Genomic DNA, 23,125 nt, shown 5'->3' with positions numbered 1-23,125 from the left:
GGCCGGGTCGCTACGGACCGGTCGGCGCGCCGCCCTCTTCGGCCGCCGCGGCCTCGGCGACGTTGTTCGCCTCGATCTGCTTCTCGAGGTCGGTGATCTCGATGATCTTGGCGGTGATCTGCGCGTCGCCGTCGGCCGCCGCGGTGCCGCGGCGCTGGGTCACGACGATCTCACCGATCTCCTGGAGCAGCGTCTCGACCTGCTTCGCGAGCTTGCGGTCCTCGAGCTTCTCCTTGCCGACCTCGGTCGCGTGCTTCGCCTGTTCGGCCGCCTTGCCGGCGACGTCCTTGACCTTGTCGAGCAGACCCATGGGTGCACCTCCGCGCGCCGCACCGGCGCCGCCGTGGACTGGTCCGCCCGAGAGTAGTGGCGCCTCAGGCGCGAAGCGTCAGGCCCCGATAGCCGTCGACGAAGCCCGCCGCCCGCAACGCGGGCGCGAGCAGTGACTGGCGGGCCGGGCCGTCGTCGATGCGCTGGAGTTGCAACGCGCCGACGCGTCCTTCCTTCGCCGCGCGCACGATCGCCTCGATCCACACCGTCGGATCGGGGGCCGCGCCGTCGTCGCCGGGCTCGCGGGCGAACGTCAGCATTCCTCGACCGCCGCGATCGAGATAGGCCGCGAGCTCACCGTCGACGAGCACCGCGTACGCGCCCGCGGCGCGCGCCGGCCGGCCCGCGCTCTCGGGCCACGCGATCGCGGCGCCGTAGGGCTGCGCGGGATCGGTCGCGCCGAGCACGAAGGCGCGCGTCTCGTCCTGGGGTTGGCGTTCCGACCGCAGTCGCTCGACCGCGCCGCCGAGCGCGAACTGCGCGGCGCCGAGGGTCGCCACGAACCAACCGCGCCGGATGCGACCCGAGTCCTCCAGCGCGCGCAGTACGGGGTACACCGCCGCGTAGCCGCCCGCGACCCCTTCCGACTTCACGCCCTCGCGCGTCACGATCCCGTGCCGCTCGAGCAGCTGCAACGCGAGGGCGTGCGCGGCCTCGGTCGCGGAGGGCGCCGGCTCGCGCAGCGGGGCGACCAGCGACCAGCGCCCCGCCGCGGCGGGCGGTCCGAGTCGTGAGAGGCGCCCCACCTGCGGCCGGCGCGCGGTCGCGGTCGACCGGCGCTTCGCCCGGCGCGGCGCCCGCAGCGGACCGAACGTGTCGTTCGTGACCTCGCCGGCCCAGACCAGATCCCACAACGCGTCGAGCAATGCCTGTTGCTCCGGGTTGCCGGCCGCGACGAGGAGCTCGGGCCAGAACGACGCGCCCGCGCTCCGCAAGCGCTCACGGATCGCCTCGTGCAGCGGATCGGAGGGCGGATCGCTCGTGCTCATCGGCGGCAGCAGCAGACGCACGCGGTCGCGGAAGCAGAGCCGCACGCGGCCGTCGTCGTCGCCGAGCGGACCCGCGCCGATCCACACGAGCTCGCCCGCCGCGCAGAGCTCGTCGAGCATCGCGGGCCGGTAGCCGTCGACGCGCGCGGGCAGCACATCGCGTTCGAGCACCGACGCGGGGATCGCCGCGCCCTGCAGCTGCTCGATCGCGGCGACGAGTGAGTCCGTCCCGCGCCGGCCCTGACCGACGCCGTGCCACGCGGGCAGGAACCGCGCGAACGTCGCGGGATCGACCGGCTCGACTTCGCGTCGCAATGCGGCGAGCGAGCGGCGCCGCACGACGCGCAGCACGCCGTCGTCGCACCACTCCGCCGACGCGCCACCGGGCCGGAACTCGCCGGCGACGACGCGGCTCTGGCCCTCGAGTCGGCGCAGCGACTCGAGCACGCGCTCGGACGTCGTGCCCAGCCGGCCCGCGACCTCGTCGACGGTGAACGGACCGTGCGTGCGCGCGTAGCGGGCGACGAGCTCGTCGAGCGGGAACGGGACCGGATCGGTGAACGCGGCGGGAAGTCCCTGGGTGATCGCGACGCCGAGACCGTCGCGGAGGCGGGCGGCGTCCTCGGCGGCGGCAATGCGGTCGACGCCGGCGACCCGCACGCGCATCGCGCGCCGCTGCGTCACGAGCGAGTCGATCCATCCGGCGAGGGTCGTGGCGTCGATCGAGTCGTCCGTCCGGGCGCGGATCTCGTCCTCCGACAGGTCGCCGATGTCGCGCAGCAGATCGTGGAGCCCGTCGAGCGAGCGCGCGTGGCGCGTCGGCACGAGGTGTTGGAGCTCGAGCTCGAGTTGGGCGAGCGCCTCCGGATCGAGCAGCTCGCGCAGCTCCTCGGCGCCGAGCAGCTCGCGCAACAGGTCGCGGTCGAGCGCGAGTGCGGTCGCGCGGCGTTCGGCAAGGGGCGCGTCGCCGTCGTACATGCCGACCGCGATCCACGCGAAGAGCAGTGACTGCGCGAACGGCGATGCGCGACGCGTCTCCACCGGGACGACGCGCACGTGCCGCGACTGGATCTGGGTCAGCACCTCGCGCGCGCCCGAGATATCGAACACGTCGCGCAGGCACTCACGCGTCGTCTCGAGCAGCATCGGGAAGGCCGGATAGTTGGCCGACACCGCGAGGAGGTCGGCGGCCCTCTGTCGTTGCTGCCAGAGCGGTGTGCGCTCTCCGGGCCTACGACGGGGGAGCAGCAACGCGCGCGCCGAGTTCTCGCGAAAGCGCGACGCGAACAACGACGTCGCCGGCAGCCGCTCGACGACGAGGTCCTCGATCTCGTCGGGCGGCACGAGCAGCGCGTCGAGCGGGACGTCGTCGACTGCTTCCGGCAGCCGCACGACGATGCCGTCGTCGGTCCACACGGTCGTCGCGGCGAGGTCCATCCGTTCGAGGCGGGCCTCGATCGCGAGCGCCCACGGCGCGTGCACGCGTGAGCCGAACGGCGTGAGGATGCAGAGCCGCCAGTCGCCGATCTCGTCGGGAAAGCGCTCGACGACGATCGTGCGATCGTCCGGCACCGCGCCGGTCGCCTCCGCCTGCTCGTCGAGGAACTGGAGCAGGTTCGACGTCGCCTTGTCGTCGAGGCCGTCGGCCATCAGCCGCAGCTCGGCATCCGCGCGCGGCATCCCGCGCAGCTCGCGCACCATGCCGCCGAGCGCGCGGCCGAGCTCCAGCGGCCGCGGCGGCTTCTCGCCCTTCCAGAACGGCATCTTCTCGGGCTGGCCGGGCGCGGGGGTGACGACGACGCGGTCATGCGTGATCTCCTCGATGCGCCACGTCGACGCGCCGAGCAGGAACGTCTCGCCGGTGCGCGACTCGTACACCATCTCCTCGTCGAGCTCGCCCACCCGCCCGCCGTCGGGCAGGAACACGCCGAAGAGCCCGCGGTCGGGGATGGTGCCGCCGCTCGTCACCGCGAGTCGCTGCGCGCCCTCGCGCCCGGTGAGCTTCCCCTCGATCCGATCCCACACGATGCGCGGCCGGAGGCCGGCGAACTGGTCGGAGGGGTAGCGGCCCGAGAGCATGTCGAGCACGGCTTCGAACGCGTCGCGCGAGAGATCGGAGAAGTTGGCGCTGCGGTGCACGAGGTCGAGCAGCGCGTCGACCGACCACTCGTCGACCGCGCACGCGGCGACGATCTGCTGCGCGAGCACGTCGAGCGGCCGGCGCGGGTAGCGCATCTCCTCGACGAGCCCTTCGTGCATGCGGCGCACGACGGCAGTGGCTTCGAGCAGGTCGCCGCGCCACTTCGGGAAGATGCGACCCGAGCTCGGCTCGCCGACGTGGTGGCCGGCGCGCCCGACGCGCTGCATGCCGCGCGCGACGGAACCCGGCGACTCCACGAGCACGACGAGGTCGACCGTCCCCATGTCGATGCCGAGCTCGAGCGACGACGTCGCGACCAACCCGCGCAGCCGGCCCGACTTGAGCTCGTCCTCCACGAGCAGGCGTTGCTCGCGCGCGAGGGATCCGTGGTGCGCGCGCACGAGCTCCTCGCCCGCGAGCTCGTTCAGCCGCGCCGCGAGCCGTTCCGCGAGCCGGCGCGCGTTCGTGAACACGAGCGTCGTATGGTGCTCGCGGATGAGCTCGAGCAGCCGGGGCTGCATGTGGGGCCAGATGCTCGAGCGCGATTCCGGTTCCGACGCGGCCTCGCCCAGCGCGGTCACGCCCGTCGGCAGCGGGCCGTACACGGAGTCGACCGGTTGCTCCTGCTCGGTGTGGATGGCGGCCATGTCGTCGACCGGCACGATCACCTGGAGGTCGAGCGTCTTCTGGCTGCCCGCATCGACGATCGTGACGGGACGCGGGCCGTCGGGACCGATGCCGCCGAGGAAGCGCGCGATCTCGTCGAGCGGACGTTGCGTCGCGGAGAGGCCGATGCGCTGCGCCGGCCTCGTGGTGACCGCCTCGAGCCGTTCGAGCGAGAGGGAGAGGTGCGCGCCGCGCTTCGTCGGCGCCATCGCGTGGATCTCGTCGATGATCACGTATTGCACCGATCGCAGCGTCTCGCGCGCCTGCGAGGTGAGCATCAGGTAGAGCGACTCGGGCGTCGTGATGAGGATGTCCGGGGGCGCGCGCAGCAACGCCTGCCGGGCGCGGCTCTCGGTGTCGCCGGTGCGGAGCGCGACGGTCGCCTCGTGGAACGGCACGCCGAGCCGTTCGGCCGCGAGCGCGATGCCCCGCAACGGCGCGCGCAGGTTCTTCTCGACGTCGACCGCGAGCGCGCGCAGCGGCGAGATGTAGAGGACGCGGCAGCGCTCGCGCTTCTCGGGGACCGGCTCGTTGCCGATGCGGTCGATCGCCCAGAGGAACGCGGCGAGGGTCTTGCCCGACCCGGTCGGGGCGAGGATCAGGCTGTGGTCACCGGCCGCGATCGCCGGCCAGCCCCGAGCCTGGGGCGCGGTCGGCTCGGCGAACGACGCGTCGAACCAGGCCTGGACCGCGGGCGAGAACTCCACGGTGACGACGGTACCGCCGTCCTACGACACTCTTCGCCGGACACATTGCGGACCGCTCCGCCCGAGTCTCGTGGTACTGCGTTGCCCGGCCATATGCCGGCAACGCAGTACCACCGGGCGACGGTTCAGCCTGCGGGTGCGCTCAGCTCGTCGAAGATCGAGAGCATCGCGGTGCGCTGGTCGGCGAGCGTGAGGTGTTGCTCGACGATCGCGGCGGGGCCCGCGGCGCGGCAGCGCGCACGCAGGTCGTCGTCGCCGAGCAGGCGGTCGATCGCGGCGGCGAGCGCGACCGGATCGCCGGGCGCGACGAGGAGACCCGCGTCGCCGAGCACCTCGGTCACGCCCCCGTGCTCGGTCGCGACGAAGGGCACACCCACGCTCATCGCCTCGAGGGCGGTGAGCGGTCCGGCTTCGGGATCGACGCTCGCCGACACCGCGACCGACCAGCGCCGCAGGGGCACGAGAGGATCGGAGACGAATCCGAGGAAGCGCACGCGCCCCGCGAGGTCGGGCCGCGCGGCGCGCGCCCGCAACGACGCCTCGTACTCGGTGTCCTTCGGGTGTGCGATGCCGACGAGCTCGAGCAGCGCGTCCGATCGCGCGACGTGCGTCATCGCCTCGAGGAGAACGTGCAGACCCTTCCACTCGGTGAGCACCGCGGTGCAGCCGACGACGGGCGGCGCCGGTGGTCGCGTCGGCGCGGGCTCGACCGGCCACGCGGTGCCGTTGTGCAGGACGGTCGTCGCCATGCCCATCGCGGTGAGCGGCATCGCGACCGCGTCGGACACCGCCACTGCGACGTCGACCGCGCCCGCGCCGAGCCGCGCGAGGCGCAACCGGTCCGGGCGCACGAGTACGTCGTGCGCGAAGAAGAGGACGCGGCCCGGCATGCGCGCGAACCGCAACGCGGGCAGCACGTTGATGCCGTTCGCGACGACGACCTCATCGCGGCTCGTGACCCGGCGTAACCGGCGCGCGGTGACCAGTGACCGACCGAGCGAGCGCGCGAGGCCCATCACCCGAGAGCCCGGCGGTAGCCGAAGATCCGGGATCGGCAGGTGCGCGATGCCGGCGTCGACGAGCTCCTCGACGAGCGGGCCGTCACTGCACGCGCACCGCACCGTCCAACCCGCGACACGCGCGGCGACGAGATCGTGCAGCAGCACGCGTTCCGCGCCCGACAGCTGCGCGCCGGGTACGACTGCGAGCAGTCGCCTCGGCCGATCGGTCGGCGGCTCGCCCGCGGCGCGGCCGAGGCGGGTGCCGCGCGCGAGCTTGCGGAGGTGCAGGCGCAACGCGCGGCGACGCGCGCGGTAACGATCGCGTTCCGTGTCCGACGTCGCGTCGTCGCGCGCGACGAGAGTCGCGACGACGTTCGCCATCGCCCAGAGTCGAGCTGCGAGCGCGCCGCGCTCGCTCGCGTACCAGTCGTACCAGGCATCGAGCCGGCGTGCGTCGCGACGTTCGCCCCACGCGAGCTCGGTCGCGGCGCCGCCCGCGTGCACGACACTCACGTCGCCGTCGAGCACGACTCGATGGCCCCCGGCGCGTAGGCGCGCGCAGAGCTCGAGGTCTTCGGCGTAGAGGAACCAGCGCTCGCGGTACGGCGGTCGGCCGGCCAGCGCGCTGGCGCGGATCACGTGCACCGCGTCGCTCACCCATTCGACGTCGACGAGACCGACCGTCGGTTCCGGAGTCGTGCCGTACGCGAACAACGTGGCGCGCAACGACGGCATCATCGTGACCGACGGCTGCGGCGTGCCGTTGGGTGCACGCAGCGCGGGTGCGACGAGTGCGATGTCGCCGTGCTCGCGCAGCACCGAGACGAGCGCGCGCAGCGAGCCCGGTGGTGGCAGCGTGTCGGGATCGAGCGCGACGAGGAACTCGGCGTCGTCGCCCGCGAGCGCCTGGTTCATCGCACGCGCGTAGCCGCGGTTCTCGATGTTGCGCGCGACGCGCACGTCGAACTTCTCCGCGACGATCGCGCTCTCGTCGCTCGACGCGTTGTCGACGACGACGATCTCGGCGTCGATTCCGTCGAGCGCGGCGGGCAACGCCTCCAAGCAGGCCTGAAGATCCGCCGCGGTGTTCCAGGAGACGATACCGACACGGACTTCAGGCATTTCGGGGGGTCCGCTCCTGTCGTTCGGGTGCCGTCCTCAACCCGTAGCATGGCCGACCGAACAGTGGGGAGTGCGTACTGCCGGCCGGAGGTCCACCATCGACGAGACCGAGTCGCAGGTCTCCGCAGACGGGCCGAAGGCTTCGAGCTCCCTGCTGACGGGCACCGGCGTGCTCTTCGCGGGACGCGTCGTCGTCGCCGCGCTCGGGTGGGCCGGACAGATCCTCATCACCCGCCGCCTGACCACGCAGGTCTACGGCGAGTTCTCGCTCGTCTTCAGTGTGCTCGGACTACTCGGTCTCGTCGCCGACTTCCAGACGAGCCGCATCGTGATCGGCGAGATCCTCGAAGCGCGCGACGACCTCGGCGGCCTCGTGTCGAGCTTCCTCACGTTCCGCGTCGCGCTCGGCGCGCTGATGTACGCGATCGCGGTCGGCTTCGTGCTCGTCGCGCACTATCCGCACATCGTGCTCGAGGCGACGCTGATCGGCGGCCTGAGCTTCTTCATCGCGTCGGCGACGTGGGCGCTCGTCACCGTGTGTCAGGCGTTCCTCTGGTTGCGCACGGTCGCGCTGTCGATGATCGTCGCGCAGGCCGTGCAGTTCGGCGTCACCGTCGCGCTGTTCGTGACGCACTCGCACGCGATGCTGCACTACGTCGTGCCGTTCGTGATCTACGACGCGGTCACGCTCGTGTGGATGCTCGTCGCGTTGAACCGCGTCGTACGCGTGCGGCCGCGCGTCGAGCTCGCGCACTGGTGGCACTGGACGAAGGACGCGGCGCCGCTCGCGATCGGTGCGACGCTCGGCACCGCGTACTTCCGTATCGACGGTGTGATGCTCTCGAAGCTCGGGAACTTCTCCGCGCTCGCGGTCTACCAGATCGGATACAAGTTCTCCGACCTGCTCGCGTTCGCGGCACCAGCGCTCCTCGGCGCGGTGTTGCCGCTCTTGATCCGTTCGTGGCCGGACGCGACGGCGGATTTCCGGAAGACGTTCCGGCAGGCCTTCGTGATCTTCATCGCGTTCGGCACGTTCGCGGTCGTGACGTTCGCAGTGATGTGCGCGCCGGCGATCCACCTGCTGTACGAACCGAGCTACTGGCACGCGGTGCGACCGGCGCGGCTGCTCGTCGTCGGCCAGGCCCTCAACCTCTTCACGGAGCTCACCTTCGTGACGCTCGTCGCCGCGGGCCGGCGCGGCATCTACCCGATCGCGACGCTCATCGGCTTCGTGGCGAACATCGCGCTCAACTTCCTCTTCATCCCGCTGTGGTCCGCGACCGGCGCGGGCATCGCGACGATCGTCACCGAGGTGATCGTGCTCGCGATCCTCGTGTACGGCGTGCGCGATCTCCCGATCCGGCCGCTGCCGTGGCGGTCGATCGGCGTCGTCGCGCTCTCGGCCGGCGCGCTCGCGCTCTCGTTGCTCGGGATGCGTCGCGTGATGCCATGGGAGCTCGCGACGGTGATCGGCATGCTGTTGTACGGCGGTTTCCTGCAGGCGCTGCGCCTCGAAGGCACCGGCCTGATCGGTTTCGTGCGCGAATCGCGCTTCGGCGCGTCGGAAGCGTTACCGGGGTAGCGCGCGCAAGATCGCCTCGGCCCACGACACGTCGGGACGCGCGCGACGGCGCGTCGCCAGCGCGTCGGGCACGTCGATCTCGAGGCGGACGAGCGCGCCGCCGAGCGTCTTGCCGAGGTTGTCGGCGCGCAACGTGCGCGTCCCACCACCGCCGAGCGCGCCGTGCATCACGAAGTTGAGCGCGCGCACGTTGTCGACGCGATAGCGGTCGACGCGGCCGGTCACGAAGGCGCCGAAGTGCTCCTTCACGCGCTCGGCCGTGACCTGCTCGACGATCATTGCGTAGGTCTCGTCGTCGTCGGCGAAGATCGCGACGTTCGCGATGTCGCCCTTGTCGCCGGCGCGGTAGCCGCAGATCTCCCGCAGTGCGAGTCGTCGGGTGCTCGGCGCCATCACGGCACCTCCTGCACGGTGACGGTGACGTGCGGGTCGACGAGCGCCTTGTCGACGAGCGTCGGCCACAGCCCGAGCAGCTCGCTCGCGCCGGTCCCGCCGCGGCCCGCGCCGGTGAGCCCGGCCGGTGGCGCGGAGAGCGTCAGCGGTACCAACTCGCGGCCGACGTAGCCCGCGGTGCGCGCGTCGTCGCAGCGCCACGCGACGCGCAACACGCACTCCGGTGGCTCCGCAGCGGTCGCCGGGACCGTCGGACCGCCCAACGCGTTCACGCCCCAGAGCTCGACGTTCCACTCGCGCACGACGAGCCCGGCCATCTCGACGCGCTTCGCGAAGATCGCCGCGGTCGCCTTCGCCTTCTCCTCCGCATCGGGCCACGAGAACGCGACGCGCATCTCGCCCGACCAACCTTCGTGGTACGTCACGAGCGTCTTGTACGTGTCGGTCGCGGGTGTGCCCCGCACATTCGTGACGCGGACGCGGTCGTCGGGCAGATCATCGAAGTGCGCGGACGTGAAGTCGGCGACGACGTCGGGCGACAAGTAGCGCGCCGGATCGTGCACCTCGTACAGCAGTTGGTGCCGCAGCGTGTCGGTCGTGACGCGACCGCCGGAGCTCACGGGCTTCGTGATCACCGCGGTGCCGTCGGCGTCGACCTCGGCGATCGGATACGGCAGGTCCCACGGGTGCGGCAGCGCCCACCAGTCGCCGCTGTAGTTGCCCCCGAGACTCTGTCCCGAGCATTCGAGCAGGTGGCCGACGAGGATGCCTGCGGCGAGCCGGTCCCAGTCGTCCCACTTCCATCGGTGCGCGTGCGCGCACGCGGCGAGGAAGAGCGACGCGTCGGCGACGCGCCCGGTGATCACGATGTCGGCGTCGTGATCGAGCGCGTCGACGATCGGGCGCGCGCCCAGGTACGCGGTCGCGAGCAACGGCTCGGCGGGGAAGGCGCTCCACGGCGCGCCGGTGTCGAGGTGCGCGAGCGGTTGCGTCTCGGTGAGCTCGGGCAGGCGCGTCGTGAGGTCGTCGCCGAGCACGGTTGCGACGCGCAGCCCGCTGAAGCCGGCCGCGCGCGCGGTGTCGATCGCGGCGCGTGCCGCGGCCGTCGGGTTCAGCCCGCCCGCGTTCGTGATGAGCTTCGTGCGGCCGTCGGCGACCGCGGGCAATGCGCGTGCGAGGTACGCGGGAAGGTCGCGCGTGTAGCCGCGGGTCTCGTCGCGTTGACGATCCTTCTGCAGGATCGCCATCGTCAGCTCTGCGAGCGCCTCGAGACAGAGGTAGTCGACGCCGTCGGCGAGCAGCCCGTCGACCGCCGCCGGTGTGTCGCCGTAGAAACCCTGTCCTCCCGCGACTCGCAAGCGAATGCCCTCTACGCGTGGACGCTCGGGTGACGATCGGCCCATGGCGCCGCGATCTCGAGCTGCGCGGCGACGCGCAGGAGCAGGTCCTCACGGCCGTACGCACCGACGAGCTGGATGCCGATCGGCAGCCCCTCGGAGCTCGTCGCCAGCGGCAGGGAGATCGCGGGCTGGCCGGTGATGTTGAACGCGGGCGTGAACGGCGTGAACGTCGCGGCGCGCAGGAAGCCGAGGATCGGCTCGTCGGGCGTGTCGAAGGTGCCGAGCGGGACGGGGGGTTCGGCGAGCGTCGGCGTGAGCAGCAGGTCGAAGCCGTCGGCCCACCACTGCGCGACCGCGCGCGACTTGGCGGTGAGCACGCCGACCGCAGTCGCGTAGTCGACCGCCGACGTCGCGCGCCCGATCTCGAGCAGCCCCCACGTGAGCGGCTCGACATCGGCCTGCGTGACCGCGGTGCCGAGCACGCCCTCCCACGACTTGATCAGCGCCGCGAGGCCACCGGCCCACAGCGTCGTGAACTGGCCGACGATCTCGGGGTCGTACAGCGCCTTCGGCGCGCTGTGCTCGACGTGGTGACCGAGCGACTCGAGCAACGCGCCCGCGGCTTCCGCGGCTTCGACGCACTCGGGAGTCGCGCGGTCGCCGCTCAGCGTGTCCTCGACGAGGATCCCGATGCGGAGCTTGCCCGGATCGGTGGTGAGCTCGTCGCGGAACGCACGCAGGGGTGCGGGCGCGATCACGGTGTCGCCGACGGCGGGTCCGGACGCGACGTCGAGCAGCGCCGCGGTGTCGCGCACCGTGCGCGTCACCGCGAGGTCGACCACGAGCATCGACGCGATCGGATCGCTCAACGGCGCTTCCGACACGCGCCCGCGGCTCGGCTTCAAGCCGACGAGTCCGCAGCAGCTCGCGGGGATTCGAATCGAGCCGCCACCGTCGTTCGCGTGCGCGACCGGCACGACGCCCGCGGCGACCGACGCGGCCGAGCCGCCGGACGATCCACCGGACGTGCGCTCGGTGTCCCACGGATTGCGCGTCGCTCCGTACGCGTGGGGCTCGGTCGTCGGCACGAGTCCCTGCTCGGGAGTGTTCGTGCGACCGATGCACACGAATCCCGCGTCGAGGTAACGGCGCGCCAGCTCGTCGGTGTGCTGCGCGCGGAAGCCGGCGCGCTTCGCGATCGCCATGCCCTCGTGGTACGGGTCGCCCTCGACCGCGCAGCCGAGGTCCTTGAAGAGCGTCGGCACGCCGCGGAACGGTCCGTCGGGCAGCGGACCCTGCGCGCGCTCACGGGCCTGGTCGTAGAGCGGATGGATGATCGCGTTCAGCTGGGGGTTGACGCGCTCGGCCCGCTCGATCGCGGCGTCGACGAGCTCGAGCGGCGACACCTGCTTCGTGCGCACGAGCTCGGCCTGTTCGGTGGCGTCGAGCCACGTCGTGTCGGTCACTGTTCCTCCGGGCGCACTCGCTTCGCTCGCCGCGCCTGACGCCTCAGCCGCCGGGTCGGGCGGGCCGCACGGCGACCCGCCCGTTCTTGTGGGAACGAACCGTAGCGGCGATCCCTCACCAGCCGCGAAGGTCGATGTCCCACGTGTCGAGCACCTCGGCGTCGGCGGACGCACCCGCGGCGACGTGGAGCCGCTCGTGGTACGCGACCGTCGGGTCGACGTGCGCCGGCCACACGAGCACGCGCGTGCCGACGGTGAGGCGCCGGCGATCGAAGGTGAGGTGCTCGTCGGAGCAGAACCACACGCTCGCGCCGTCGACCGTCGGGTTGCCGTGGTCCATGCCGAGCGCCTTCAAGCCGCAGTCGGCGACCGCTCGCGCACCACTCACCGACACGACGGTCGCGACGACGTGCACCGCGCGTCGGAACGGCAGCGCGAGCGCGCCGTACGCGGTGTCCATCAGCGCGTAGCTCCCGGCCTGGATCTCGGTGACCCACGGGTTGATGTCGAACGTGCCCGTGCCACCGCCCGACACGATGCCGCCGCCCGCGAGTCCGTGCGCGGCGAGCAGCGTCGCCATCGCGGCGTCGGTCTTCTTGATGCGCTCGTCGCGATCGACGAGCCCGACCACGTGACCCTCGTAACCCATGACGCCGCGCACCTCGAGCCCCTTGGCGCGGGCGCGATCCGCGATGCGGCCCGCGTCCTCGGGCGGGCAACCGCAGCGCGGCAATCCGACGTCGATGTCGACCAGTACCTCGCGCACACCTGCGCGCGCGGCCGCGTCGACGGTCGCCTCCGAATCGACGGCAACGGTCACGCGCGCGTCGAGCGCGGCGAGCATGCGCAGTCGTTCCTCGTCGACGGACTCGTTCGCGAGCAGCAGGTCGTCGGTCAGCCCCGCCCGCGCCAGCCCCGCGATCTCGCGCGGCGTGGCCGCGGTGAAGCCCGCGTGCCCGTGCTCCTGCTGGCGACGCGCGAGGGCCGTGCACTTGTGCGCCTTCACGTGCGGCCGCAACCGGTCACCGGGCAGCGCGGCGGCCATGGTCGCAAGGTTGTGGTCGAGCGCGGCCGCATCGACCACGAGCGCGGGCGTGGGCAGGTCGCCGACGAGCATTCGCCGGCGACTATGGCAGACCGCACCGCCCGCCGCGGTGCGGCGCCCGGTGACCGACCTCGCTAGCCTCGACCGTGGGAGTGATCGCTCCCATCATCCCGAGCACCAGGCAGGCGGCGATGGCAGGCAGCGAGAACCCGATCCTCCCGGGCGCGGAATGGAAGCCCGGCACCCGCAGCTACGGCGACATCAGCTACGAGACCGCCGACGGCATCGCCAAGATCACGATCTGCCGGCCCGAGGTGCGCAACGCCTTCCGGCCCCAGACCCTGTTCGAGCTGCGGGACGCGTTCGACGACGCGCGTGACGATCCGGAGATCGGCGTCATCATCCTCACCGGCCAGGGCCCCGACGCGTTCTGCTCGGGCGGCGACCAGCGGGTGCGCGGCGACGACGGTTACCGCGACGAGCGCGGTATCGGCCGCCTCAACGTGCTCGACCTCCAGGTGCAGATCCGGCGCACGCCGAAGCCCGTGATCGCGATGGTCGCGGGGTACGCGATCGGCGGCGGTCACGTGCTGCACGTCGTCTGCGATCTCACGATCGCGGCCGACAACGCGCGCTTCGGTCAGACCGGTCCGCGCGTCGGCTCCTTCGACGGCGGCTACGGCTCCGGTCTGCTCGCGCGCCAGATCGGTCAGAAGCGGGCACGTGAGATCTGGTTCCTCTGCCGCCAGTACACCGCGCGAGAGGCGTTCGACATGGGCCTCGTGAACACGGTCGTGCCGCTCGCGCAGCTCGAGGTCGAGACCGTGCAGTGGTGTCGCGAGATGCTCGGCCACAGCGCGCTCGCGCTGCGCATGATCAAGGCCGGCATGAACGCAGCCGACGACGGGCTCGCGGGCATTCAACAGCTCGCGGGCGACGCAACGCTCCTCTACTACATGAGTGAAGAGGCGCAGGAGGGCAAGAACGCGTACCTCGAGAAGCGCAAGCCGCGCTTCGACCAATTCCCAAAGCGACCGTGATCTCTCGCTCGCTCCTTCGCCGGCAACGCTTCGCTCGCCGGCTCGCACGCTCGCTGGCGAGCCTCGACGCTCGCTCCGCTCGTGCCTTCGGCCGCGTGGGATGGACCTGCGGCTGATGACAACCGCAGCGGAGTGGGTGCAGGGGGCGCGCCCGCGGACATTGGGTGCCGCGATCGTGCCTGTCGTCGTCGCGACCGCGCTCGCGTCGACGGACGCACCGACGATCTGGTGGCGCGCGTTCGCCGCGCTCGTGGTCGCGCTCGCGCTGCAGATCGGCGTCAACTACGCGAACGACTACTCCGACGGCGTGCGGGGCACCGACGTCGCGCGCCGCGGTCCGTTGCGGCTCACTGCGACGGGCACCGCGACCCCGCAGGCCGTGCGCACCGCCGCGCTGCTCGCCTTCGCCGTCGCCGCAGTCGCGGGTCTCGCGCTCGCGATCGCCGTCGACCTGCGGCTGCTCATCGTCGGCGGGGCGTCGATCGCGGCGGCCGTGCTCTACACGGGTGGCCCGCGCCCCTACGGCTACTCGGGCTTCGGCGAGGTCGCGGTGCTCGCGTTCTTCGGCGTCGTCGCGACGGTCGGGACCGTGTTCGTGCAGCTCGACCGGATCCCCGGTGCCTCGTGGCCGGCGGCGCTCGCGGTCGGCCTGCCCGCGGTTGCGATCCTCGTCGTGAACAACCTGCGTGACATCGATACCGACCGCGTCGCGAACAAGCACACGCTCGCGGTGCGCATCGGCGCGGCGCGCACTCGCGCGCTGTTCCTCGGCGCGCTCGCGGGCGCGCTCGTCGCGACCGCGCTGCTTGCAATCGCGCACCCGTGGGCGCTGCTCGGTCTCGCGGCGGCGCCGTTCGCGCTCGTGCCGATCAGGATCGTGCGGACGCGCGCCGACGCGCCGTCACTCGTGCGCGCGCTGGTCACGACCGCACGGTTCCAGCTCGTGCTCGGCGCGTTGCTCGTGATCGGGCTCGAGGTCGCGCGGTGACGTCAGCGCGTGAGCCACTCGCCGATCGCCGCGGCGAGCGCGTGCGGTTGCTCGAGTGGGAGCGCGTGACCACCGTCGATCCGGATGCGCGTTGCGCCGCATTCGGCTTGCATCTCGTCGTTGATCGCGTCGAACTTCGAGTCGGTCCGACCGCTCACGAGCGCGACCGGCATACGCAGCTCGCCGAGCCGGTCCCAGAGCGGCGCCTGGGTACCGGTGCCGAGGTTGCGCAGCATCGCCGCGATCTGCGCGGCCGTGTGCGCGCGGGCGCGCGCCGCGACCTCCTCGTCGGTCATCGGAACGCCGGCGAACAACGGTTGGGCGAGCCAGTCGCGCAGGAACGGCTCGACACCGCGCGCTTCGACGTCGCGCGCGAGGTCCTCGTCGCTCGCCCGCCGCGCCGCCCGCTCGGCCGCGTCGCTCAGACCCGGCGATGCGCTCACGAGCACGAGTCGCTGCACGACCTCGGGCCGGTCGAGCGCGAGTCGCAGGCACAGCCGCCCGCCCATCGAGTAGCCGGCGTACACCGCGCGCCCACCCGCGTCGCCGAGCGCGTGCGCGGTCGCCACGAAGTCACGGTCGACGGGCACGTCGAGCGCGACGCAGTCGTGGCCCGCGGCGCGCAACGCGGCACCGGCGACGGACCATGCCGACGCCGACTGCGTGAATCCGGGCACCAACACGACGCGCGCCACCGCGGCATTCTGACGTGACCGCCGACCTGTGTCCTCCCGTCACCGCCGAGTTCGCGGCCACGGTGGTCGACGAGTGGGTTCGCGGCGGCGTGACCGACGCCGTCGTCGCTCCCGGTTCGCGCTCCGCGCCGCTCGCGCTCGCGCTCGCACGCAATGGTCGGATTCGCGTGCACGTCGTCGTCGACGAACGCTCGGCCGCGTTCCTCGCGCTGGGCATCGGCCGCGAGTCCAGACGTCCGGCCGTCGTCTGTTGCACGTCGGGCACCGCCGGCGCGCACTTCCACCCCGCGGTGATGGAGGCCGACCTCGCGGGCGTGCCGTTGCTCGTGTGCACGGCGAACCGTCCGCCCGAGCTCCTCGACACCGGCGCGGGCCAGACCGTCGAGCAGCATCACCTGTTCGGCGGCGCGGTGCGCTGGTTCGCCGCGCCCGGTCCGCCGATCGATCTGCCCGACGCGGGCGCGGTGTGGCGCGCGGTCGCGGCGCGCGCGGTCGCGGAGACGCTCGGTCCGCCGGCGGGTCCGGTGCACCTCGACCTCGCCTTCCGCGAGCCGTTGGTGACCGACGCGCACGCGGAACCCCGACCCGGTCGGACGAACGGTGCGCCGTGGACGGCCACATCCCGCGCCCAGCGGCGGCTCGCCGACGACGATATCGCCGCGCTCGCGCGCCGGCTTCGGCGCGTCGAGCGCGGGATCGTCGTTGCCGGCTGGGGCGCCGACGTCGAACCCGAGACCGCGACCGGGCTCGCCTCCCGGCTCGGATGGCCGCTGCTCGCGGATCCGGTCTCGGGTCTGCGTGTGGGACCGCACGCGATCTCGACCTACGACGCGTTGCTGCGCGTCGCGCCCTTCGCGACCGCGCACCGGCCTGACCTCGTGCTGCGACTCGGGGCGCCGCTCACGAGCAAGGTCGCGACCGCGTGGCTCGACCCGAACGTCCCGCAGATCCTGGTCGATCCGGACGCGCGCTGGCTCGATCCGCATCGCGCCGCGAGCGATCGCGTCGGCGCGGACGCGGAACCGCTGCTGCGCGCGCTCCTCGACGCGTTCGAACCCGCGCGCGTCGAGTCGTCGTGGCTCGCGTCGTGGCGCGCGGCCGAGCGCGCTGCGCGCACGGCGATCGACACGTGCCTCGACGGCGACGACACCGCGTTCGACGCGCGCGTGGCGCGCGATGTGTACGAGGTCGTGCCCGACGGCGGCGCGTTGCTCGTCGCGTCGAGTCTTCCCGTCCGCGAGCTCGAGTGGTTCGCTCGACCGCGCGCGCGGGAGCACAGCGTGCGCGTGCACGCGAACCGCGGCGCCAACGGCATCGACGGACTCGTGTCGACGACGCTCGGCATCGCCGCGGCGCGGACCGGTCCGACGGTCGCGCTGCTCGGCGACCTCGCGTGGCTGCACGACTCGAACGGTCTGCTCGCGGCCCGCGACCTCGACCGGGCCGTGACCTTCGTCGTGCTCGACAACGGCGGCGGCGGCATCTTCCACTTCCTGCCCGCGGGCGGGCTCGCCGAACGCGAGCAGCTGTTCACCACGCCCGCCGGTGTGGATCCGGTTGCGCTCGCGGCCGCCTACGGGATCGACGCCCGGCGCGTCGAGCGCGCGGCTGCGGTCGCACCCGCGGTCGAGGCCGCCCTCGCGGCCGGGGGCGTCCGGGTCGTCGTCGTCCCGACCGACCGGGAGACGACCGTCGCCCGCCACGACCGGCTGTGGCAGGCCGTTGCTGAGGCCCTGACCAGCCCATCTTGACCAGGAGAGTGCACGCGACTACACAGTGTGGTCGGTCTGGTGGAGGGTTCGCAGAGTGATCAGGGGCAGGACGCGGCGGGGCACGACGATTGCGGTGATGACCGCGCTCGTGGGCTTCGCGCTGCTCGCGGCCCCGACCGCGGGCCAGGCCGCGCCGCAGCAGACGGGCAACATCCCGCTCAACGGCACCGCGCAACCGGTGAGCATCACGACTCCCGGCGAGACCGCGACCTTCCGCTTCCCCGGCACGACCGGTGAAGCGGTCTCGGCGCTCCTCTCGAGCTCGACCTTCACGGGTTGCCCCGCGCTGACGCTCGCGCTGATCCGGCCCGACGCGTCGCAGCTGACGTCGGTCAACACGTGCACCAGCTCGGCCTTCCTCGACCAGACGACGCTCGACCAGAACGGCACGTGGTCGCTGCGGGTCACGCCTGCGAGCAACGGCACCGGCACCGCGTCGCTCGCGGCCTATCCGTCGGCCGACCAGGTGAAGCCGGTGAACGTGAGCGGCGCGGCCGTGAACGTCGTCATCAAGTGGCCGGGGCAGAACGCCGGCTTCACGTTCGCCGGCACGACCGGCCAGGAGATCTCCGCGCAGACCTCGAGCTCGACGCTCACCGGGTGCGCGACGTACACGCTCGTGCGTCCGGACGGCACGACGCTCAAGTCCGGTCAGCCCGCGTGCAACGCGAGCGACTTCTTCGACGCGCAGACCCTCGACCGGACCGGCACGTGGACCGTGCGTCTCGACCCGCAGGGCACCGCGACCGGGAACGCAACGCTCAACGTCTACGACGCGACCGACCAGACGAAGGCGATCACGCTCAACGGCTCGGCCGTCAACGTCACGATCAACAAGCCCGGCCAGAACGCCTCGCTCACGTTCAGCGGCACGAGTGGCCAGGGCGTGTCGGCTCAGGTCGGCAGCGCGACGTTCGCCGGTTGCCCCGCGTTCACGGCGTACCTGCTGCGACCGAACGGCACACAGCTCGGGAGCCCTGCGAGCAGTTGCAACGCGAGCCTGTTCCTCTCGACTCAGACGCTCGACGCGACCGGCACGTGGACGCTCGTCATCGATCCGGTTGGCACGACGACCGGGACCGCGCAGGTGCAGGCGTTCGAGTCGGCCGACCAGGTCGTTGCGCTCACGCTCAACGGCGCACCCACGAACGTGATCCTCGGACCGGGCCAGACGGGCTCGTACACGTTCACGGGCGCCGTCGGCCAGCAGATCTCCGCGCAGGTCTCCAACTCGACGTTCTCCGGCTGCACCGCGTACACGCTGTCGCTGCTACGGCCGAACGGCACGCAGTTCGGCCCGAGCGTCAACGGTTGCGGTGCGACCGCCTTCTTCGATTCCGTCACCCTCGACCAGGCCGGCACGTGGGCGTTCGTGTTCGCGCCGCAGAGCGACTCCGGCGGCTCCGCGAGCCTGCAGGCGTACACGTTCTCCGACCAGAGCCAACCGACGTTCGACATGGACGGCAAGAACAACAAGCTCGTGATCGGCAGGCCCGGTCAGAACGCGATCACGACGTTCTCCGGCAACAACGGTCAGCACATCGCTGCGTACACGCTGCGATCGACGCTCGGTGGCTGCCCGTCGTTCACGGTCTCGCTCGTGCGCCCGAACGGCACGACGCTCACGACCCTCAGCACGTGTACCGACAACGCGTTCCTCGACCAGACGACCCTCGACGCGTCGGGAACGTGGAAGGTGCTCTTCGACCCGCAGGGGCCCGTCACCGGCACCGCCGTCCTGCAGCTGTACACGGTCGTCGACGTGCATCCCACGATCAAGCCCGGCGGCCCGATCAAGTCGTTCACCACGACGACGCGCGGGTTGAACGGGCACTTCAAGTTCACCGGCAAGGTCGGCGACGTCCGCACGGTCACCATCACCGGCTCGACGTTCGGCGGCTGCCCCGGCCTCGTCGTCTCGTTCGTGCGTCCGAACGGCACCGTGCTCGCGAGCCAGTCGACGTGCAACAAGACGCTCACGCTCGGTCCGAGCACGCTCGACGCGGCCGGCTCGTGGGAGATCCTCGTCGATCCTCAGGGCCCCGCGAACGGCACGCTGATCATCAAGGTGACCTGACCCGCGCGTCGTCGTCATTCGATCGCGTTTACCGTCCACCTCGCGGAGGGACGCCATGATCGAAGGTCGACCGGCCCGGGTTGCGGGGCTCTGGCGATATCCGGTGAAGTCGATGGGGGGTGAGCCACTCGCCGCCGCCGAGGGGTCCGACGCGGGGTTCGCCGGTGACCGCGCCTACGCGGTCGTCGACGCGACGACGGGCAAGGTCGGGAGCGCGAAGCATCCTCGTTTGTGGGGCGCGTTGTTGCAGTGCCGGGCGCGCTATCGCGACACGCCGCGTGCCGGCTCGCCGGTGCCGCCGGTGTCGATCACGCTGCCCGACGGCGCGGAGACCGCGAGCGACGACCCTGATGTCGACGATCACCTCTCGCGAGTGGTCGGGCGGTCGGTCCGGTTGACGACCGTCGCCCCCGCAGGCGGCGGCTACCTCGCCGTGTGGCCGGAGATCGACGGGGTCGTGCCCGCCGAGTTCCGCGACCAGTTCTCCGTCGCGGGCGACGAGGTCGACGGCACGGTCACGGATCTTGCGCTCGCGATGGCCGCGCCGCCCGGCACCTTCTTCGACGTCGCCGCGCTGCACGTGCTCACGACCGCGACGCTGCACGGGCTCGACCGGCTCCAGCCGGGCAGCCGCTTCGCCGTCGAGCGCTACCGACCCAACGTCCTCGTCGACACCGACGGCGACCCGTTCGCCGAGAACGCCTGGACGGGCGCGGATCTGCAGCTCGGCGGCGCACTGCGGGCATCGGTCCTGATCCCGACGATGCGCTGCATCATGACCACGCTCGCCCAGGGCGAGCTTCCTCGCGACCCCGAAGTGCTGCGGACCGTCGCGCGCCACAACCGGATCGAGATTCCGGGCCTCGGCACGTGGTCGTGCGTAGGGGCCTACGCGGTGGTCAGCGCGTCAGGCTCCGTGCGCGTCGGCGACGACGTCGCGCTCACGTTGGCGTCGTAGCGGCGCGCTTCGCCCGTGCGCGTTCGAGGATCGACAGCATCGTCTCCGAGTCCTGCGCGCCGGGGATCGCGAAGCGGCCGTCGACGACGAAGAACGGCACGCCGGTGATGCCGACCTCGAGGGCGCGCTCCTCGTCGGCGCGCACCGCGTCCGCGTAGGCGTCGCCGGCGAGCACCGCGTCGACCTCCGACGCGTCGAGGCCTGCGGAGACCGCGAGCGGCGCGAGCTCCTCGGGTAGCCCGATCGCCACGCCCTCCTGCAGGTAGCCGGAGAGGAAGCGCTCCTTCACCGCGTCCTGGATGGCCCGCTCGCGCGCGAGATGGAGCAGGCGGTGCGCGTCGAACGAGCGCCCCCAGCGCGCGCGGTCGAGGTGGTATTCGAGGCCGAGGGTCGCGGCGATGTCGGTGATGCGCTGATGCTGCGCGGCCGCGTCCTCGACGCTGATCCCGTACTTGCGCGCGATGCGCTCCGTCGACGACCCGTCGCGCACGGGCGGCGCGTTCGGGTTGAGCTCGTAGCTGCGCCACGTGATCTCGACGGGATGGCCGAACGACTCGAGTGCCCGCTCGAACCGGCGCTTCCCGATGAAGCACCACGGGCACACGACGTCGGACCAGATCTCGACCGGCATCGGCGCGTCGGCATCGCTCATGACGGCTTCACTCACGACGTCATTCTCGCAGACGGGCGCCCGCCGTCACACCAGCGCGGTCACGGCCGCGTCGAACACTTCGGTGTGCGCGTCGACGTCGGCTTCGGTCGTCATCGGCGACATGAGCGCCATGTTGTGGAACGGCGTGAGCAGCACGCCCCGGTTCAGCGCCCAGAGGTGCATGAAGCCGTCGAGCTCCTCGTCGACGGCGGCGGCCGCCTGCGCGCCGTTGCGAGGCGGCGGCGAGAACCAGTACTCGGCGCGCGCGCCCAGCTGATTGACGCTCCACGGGAGGTCGGCGCGCGTGTAGGAGTCGCGCACGCCGCCGGCCCAGCGCGCCGCGAGCGGCACCATGCGCGCGTAGTCGCCCGCGAGCAGCGTCGAGTCGAGCGTGGCGCGGATCGCCGCGAGCGCGAGCGCGTTGCCGCTGAGCGTGCCGCCGATGCCGCTCACGTCGGTCTCGTCGGCGCCGAGCGCGCTCGCGAGTCGCGTCGCGAGCTCGGCGGTCATCCCGAACGCGGCCGCGGGCATGCCCCCCGCGATGGGCTTGCCGATGACGAAGAAGTCGGGATCGAGGTTCCACGCGCGTGTCGCGCCGCCGGGCCCGACGCAGATCGTGTGGGTCTCGTCGATCACGAGCAGCGTGCCGGTGCGCCGAGTGATCTCGCGCAGCGCTTCGTGGAAGCCGGGGTCGGGCAGGACGATGCCGATGTTCGTGAGCGCGGGCTCGGCGAGCACGCACGCCACGTCGCCGGGTGCGAGCGCGGCCTCGAGCGCGTCGAGATCGTTGAACTCCACGATCGTCGTCGTCACCGCGGGATCGATCGGCGGTCCGATGTCGCCGGGGCGCGAGACGACCTCGCCGCCGTCGAGGATGCCGAGCGTCTCGTCGACGGTGCCGTGGTAGCACCAGTTGAAGACGAGGATCTTCGACCGTCCGGTCGCGTGGCGCGCGAGCCGCACGACGAACCGGTTCGCGTCGGTCGCGGTCATCGCGATCTGCCAGAGCGGAAGCCCGAAGCGCTGGTGAAGCTGCTCGCCGACGGCGATGGCGTCCTCGGTCGGCAACATGGTCGTGATGCCGCGCGCGGCCTGACGCGCGAGCGCGGCGACCGTGGCTTCCGGCGCGTGGCCGGTCATCGCGCCGGTGTCGCCGAGGCAGAAGTCGATGTGGTGAAGGCCGTCGACGCAGGTGAAGTGCGCGCCATGGGCTTCGCGAACGAAGACGGGAAATTTGCCGGCCCACTTTTTCATCCAGTGCATGGGGACGCCGCCGAGCAGCGACTTTTGTGCACGTTCGTAGAGCACGGCGGACTTTGGGTGCGCAGCGAGGAAGGCGGCTTCTTCGCGCTGCTGGAGTGCATGGAGACGCGAGCGATCGATGACGACGGAAGACATGCGATTTAAATTTGCCTAGAGGATAACGCAGAATCCGAGCCCAACCATACAACTGGAAGCTTTGAGGAGACGGCGTTTGCGAGCTTTTCGTCGGCAGTGATCATCACAGTGGAATTTGCTTCGGCCAGAGCGATGTAAGCACCGTCGTAAACGGATCGATTGAACTCAACAGCGATCGAGAGTGACCGCGTTAGGAGAGGCTTCGCCGGAGCGGACTTAAATTCTCGGCTGTGGAGAATGGCCAACGACTCTTCAAACTCTCTCGAGCTGATTCGATTCGACCGCTTGGCCTTCCAAAGCACGCTGCCCATCTCGATCCAGAACAGATCGGGAACTATGAACTCGAGTCGACCAGCGGTGAACAAGTCCGCCAGCCGCAACGCCTCTTGATAGAAGGGTTCGTCGACATTGGGAAGGATCCATTTCGCCGCGACACTTGCGTCCACGACGACACTTTTCACCGATCGCGATCCTCACGAATCATTTCTTCAGCCGAAGGGAACTTCTCCATAGTGGGGGGATGTTCGGCATGGAGTTTCAAGATTCTCGCCATCCACTCGCGACGTTTGGCTAATTCTGCTTCGGTTGGATATTTTTCTTTCAGCGTAACAATGACTTCAGCCGCAATCGAACGGCTCTCTTGGCGAGCGTGCGTGCGCAGAGCTTCGTAGAGGTCGTCGGGCACGTTTTCAACGTAGAGGGTGGCCATAAGAGCAGTCTAGCACTTTCCTAGGGAAAGTCTAGGGTCTCCCTAGGGCGCGAAG

18 protein-coding genes are annotated in these 23,125 nt (G+C 71.4%); 6 read left to right on the top strand and 12 right to left on the bottom strand.

The window, feature by feature from the left end; genetic code table 11:
* Positions 1-10: 10 nt before the first annotated feature.
* The 3 genes from VH914_22145 to VH914_22135 form a co-directional block, all read right to left on the bottom strand.
* Entirely contained in the window at positions 11-310 is a 300-nt protein-coding gene (locus tag VH914_22145) for a hypothetical protein (protein HEX4493919.1), read from the bottom strand.
* 64 nt (positions 311-374) lie between these two features.
* Positions 375-4,832: a DEAD/DEAH box helicase gene (locus tag VH914_22140; GenBank protein HEX4493918.1), complete on the bottom strand. Its 4,458-nt coding sequence runs from the start codon at positions 4,830-4,832 to the stop codon at positions 375-377.
* A 125-nt stretch (positions 4,833-4,957) separates the two neighbouring features.
* Positions 4,958-6,955, bottom strand: coding sequence for a glycosyltransferase (locus VH914_22135; GenBank protein ID HEX4493917.1), 1,998 nt, complete (start codon positions 6,953-6,955; stop codon positions 4,958-4,960).
* A 70-nt stretch (positions 6,956-7,025) separates the two neighbouring features.
* On the opposite strand from VH914_22135, the gene VH914_22130 reads away from it, so the two are divergent.
* Positions 7,026-8,537, top strand: coding sequence for an oligosaccharide flippase family protein (locus VH914_22130; GenBank protein HEX4493916.1), 1,512 nt, complete (start codon positions 7,026-7,028; stop codon positions 8,535-8,537).
* Here the strand turns inward: VH914_22130 and VH914_22125 are convergent.
* The 4 genes from VH914_22125 to VH914_22110 all read right to left on the bottom strand — a co-directional run bounded on the left by VH914_22125 (position 8,526) and on the right by VH914_22110 (position 12,853).
* The gene (locus VH914_22125; GenBank protein ID HEX4493915.1) at positions 8,526-8,930 is read right to left on the bottom strand and encodes a hypothetical protein; all 405 of its coding nucleotides are present in this window, start codon (positions 8,928-8,930) and stop codon (positions 8,526-8,528) included. The genes VH914_22130 and VH914_22125 overlap by 12 nt on opposite strands.
* Positions 8,930-10,288: an acyclic terpene utilization AtuA family protein gene (locus tag VH914_22120; GenBank protein HEX4493914.1), complete on the bottom strand. Its 1,359-nt coding sequence runs from the start codon at positions 10,286-10,288 to the stop codon at positions 8,930-8,932. Before VH914_22120 ends, VH914_22125 begins: the two co-directional genes overlap by 1 nt.
* Positions 10,289-10,299: 11 nt before the next feature.
* Entirely contained in the window at positions 10,300-11,736 is a 1,437-nt protein-coding gene (locus VH914_22115) for an amidase family protein (protein HEX4493913.1), read from the bottom strand.
* Positions 11,737-11,851: 115 nt separating this feature from the next.
* Positions 11,852-12,853 (bottom strand): alanine racemase, encoded by a 1,002-nt coding sequence (locus VH914_22110; protein HEX4493912.1) that lies wholly within the window; start codon positions 12,851-12,853, stop codon positions 11,852-11,854.
* 119 nt (positions 12,854-12,972) lie between these two features.
* Here VH914_22110 and menB point away from each other — a divergent pair, with 119 nt between their 5' ends.
* Complete coding sequence (gene menB / locus VH914_22105) at positions 12,973-13,821, top strand: 1,4-dihydroxy-2-naphthoyl-CoA synthase (GenBank protein HEX4493911.1); 849 nt, start codon at positions 12,973-12,975, stop codon at positions 13,819-13,821.
* A gap of 115 nt (positions 13,822-13,936) precedes the next feature.
* On the top strand, positions 13,937-14,809 hold the full coding sequence (locus VH914_22100) for a 1,4-dihydroxy-2-naphthoate polyprenyltransferase (protein HEX4493910.1): 873 nt from the start codon (positions 13,937-13,939) through the stop codon (positions 14,807-14,809).
* Between the two features lie 2 nt (positions 14,810-14,811).
* On the opposite strand, the gene VH914_22095 is transcribed toward VH914_22100, so the two are convergent.
* Positions 14,812-15,504, bottom strand: coding sequence for an alpha/beta fold hydrolase (locus tag VH914_22095; GenBank protein ID HEX4493909.1), 693 nt, complete (start codon positions 15,502-15,504; stop codon positions 14,812-14,814).
* 14 nt (positions 15,505-15,518) lie between these two features.
* Here VH914_22095 and menD point away from each other — a divergent pair, with 14 nt between their 5' ends.
* The 3 genes from menD (at position 15,519) to VH914_22080 (ending at position 20,311) form a co-directional block, all read left to right on the top strand.
* Complete coding sequence (gene menD, locus VH914_22090; GenBank protein ID HEX4493908.1) at positions 15,519-17,255, top strand: 2-succinyl-5-enolpyruvyl-6-hydroxy-3-cyclohexene-1-carboxylic-acid synthase; 1,737 nt, start codon at positions 15,519-15,521, stop codon at positions 17,253-17,255.
* Between the two features lie 97 nt (positions 17,256-17,352).
* Positions 17,353-19,353: a hypothetical protein gene (locus tag VH914_22085; GenBank protein HEX4493907.1), complete on the top strand. Its 2,001-nt coding sequence runs from the start codon at positions 17,353-17,355 to the stop codon at positions 19,351-19,353.
* Between the two features lie 55 nt (positions 19,354-19,408).
* On the top strand, positions 19,409-20,311 hold the full coding sequence (locus VH914_22080) for an MOSC N-terminal beta barrel domain-containing protein (protein HEX4493906.1): 903 nt from the start codon (positions 19,409-19,411) through the stop codon (positions 20,309-20,311).
* Here the strand turns inward: VH914_22080 and VH914_22075 are convergent.
* Genes VH914_22075 through VH914_22060 form a run of 4 tightly spaced genes read right to left on the bottom strand, consistent with a single transcriptional unit; the run spans position 20,295 to position 23,070 of the window.
* Positions 20,295-20,978, bottom strand: coding sequence for a DsbA family oxidoreductase (locus VH914_22075; protein ID HEX4493905.1), 684 nt, complete (start codon positions 20,976-20,978; stop codon positions 20,295-20,297). The genes VH914_22080 and VH914_22075 overlap by 17 nt on opposite strands.
* Before the next feature lie 30 nt (positions 20,979-21,008).
* Positions 21,009-22,361, bottom strand: a complete 1,353-nt coding sequence (locus tag VH914_22070; protein HEX4493904.1) for an aspartate aminotransferase family protein — start codon at positions 22,359-22,361, stop codon at positions 21,009-21,011.
* A 5-nt stretch (positions 22,362-22,366) separates the two neighbouring features.
* Positions 22,367-22,822 carry a type II toxin-antitoxin system VapC family toxin gene (locus VH914_22065; protein ID HEX4493903.1) on the bottom strand — a complete coding sequence of 152 codons (456 nt, stop codon included), beginning with the start codon at positions 22,820-22,822 and terminating at the stop codon, positions 22,367-22,369.
* Positions 22,819-23,070 (bottom strand): hypothetical protein, encoded by a 252-nt coding sequence (locus tag VH914_22060; GenBank protein HEX4493902.1) that lies wholly within the window; start codon positions 23,068-23,070, stop codon positions 22,819-22,821. Before VH914_22060 ends, VH914_22065 begins: the two co-directional genes overlap by 4 nt.
* Between the last annotated feature and the right edge of the window lie 55 nt (positions 23,071-23,125).

The sequence above is a fragment of the Acidimicrobiia bacterium genome (assembly GCA_036271555.1).
Classification (GTDB): Bacteria; Actinomycetota; Acidimicrobiia; order IMCC26256; family PALSA-610; genus DATBAK01.
This window is presented reverse-complemented; position numbering and strand designations above follow the sequence as displayed.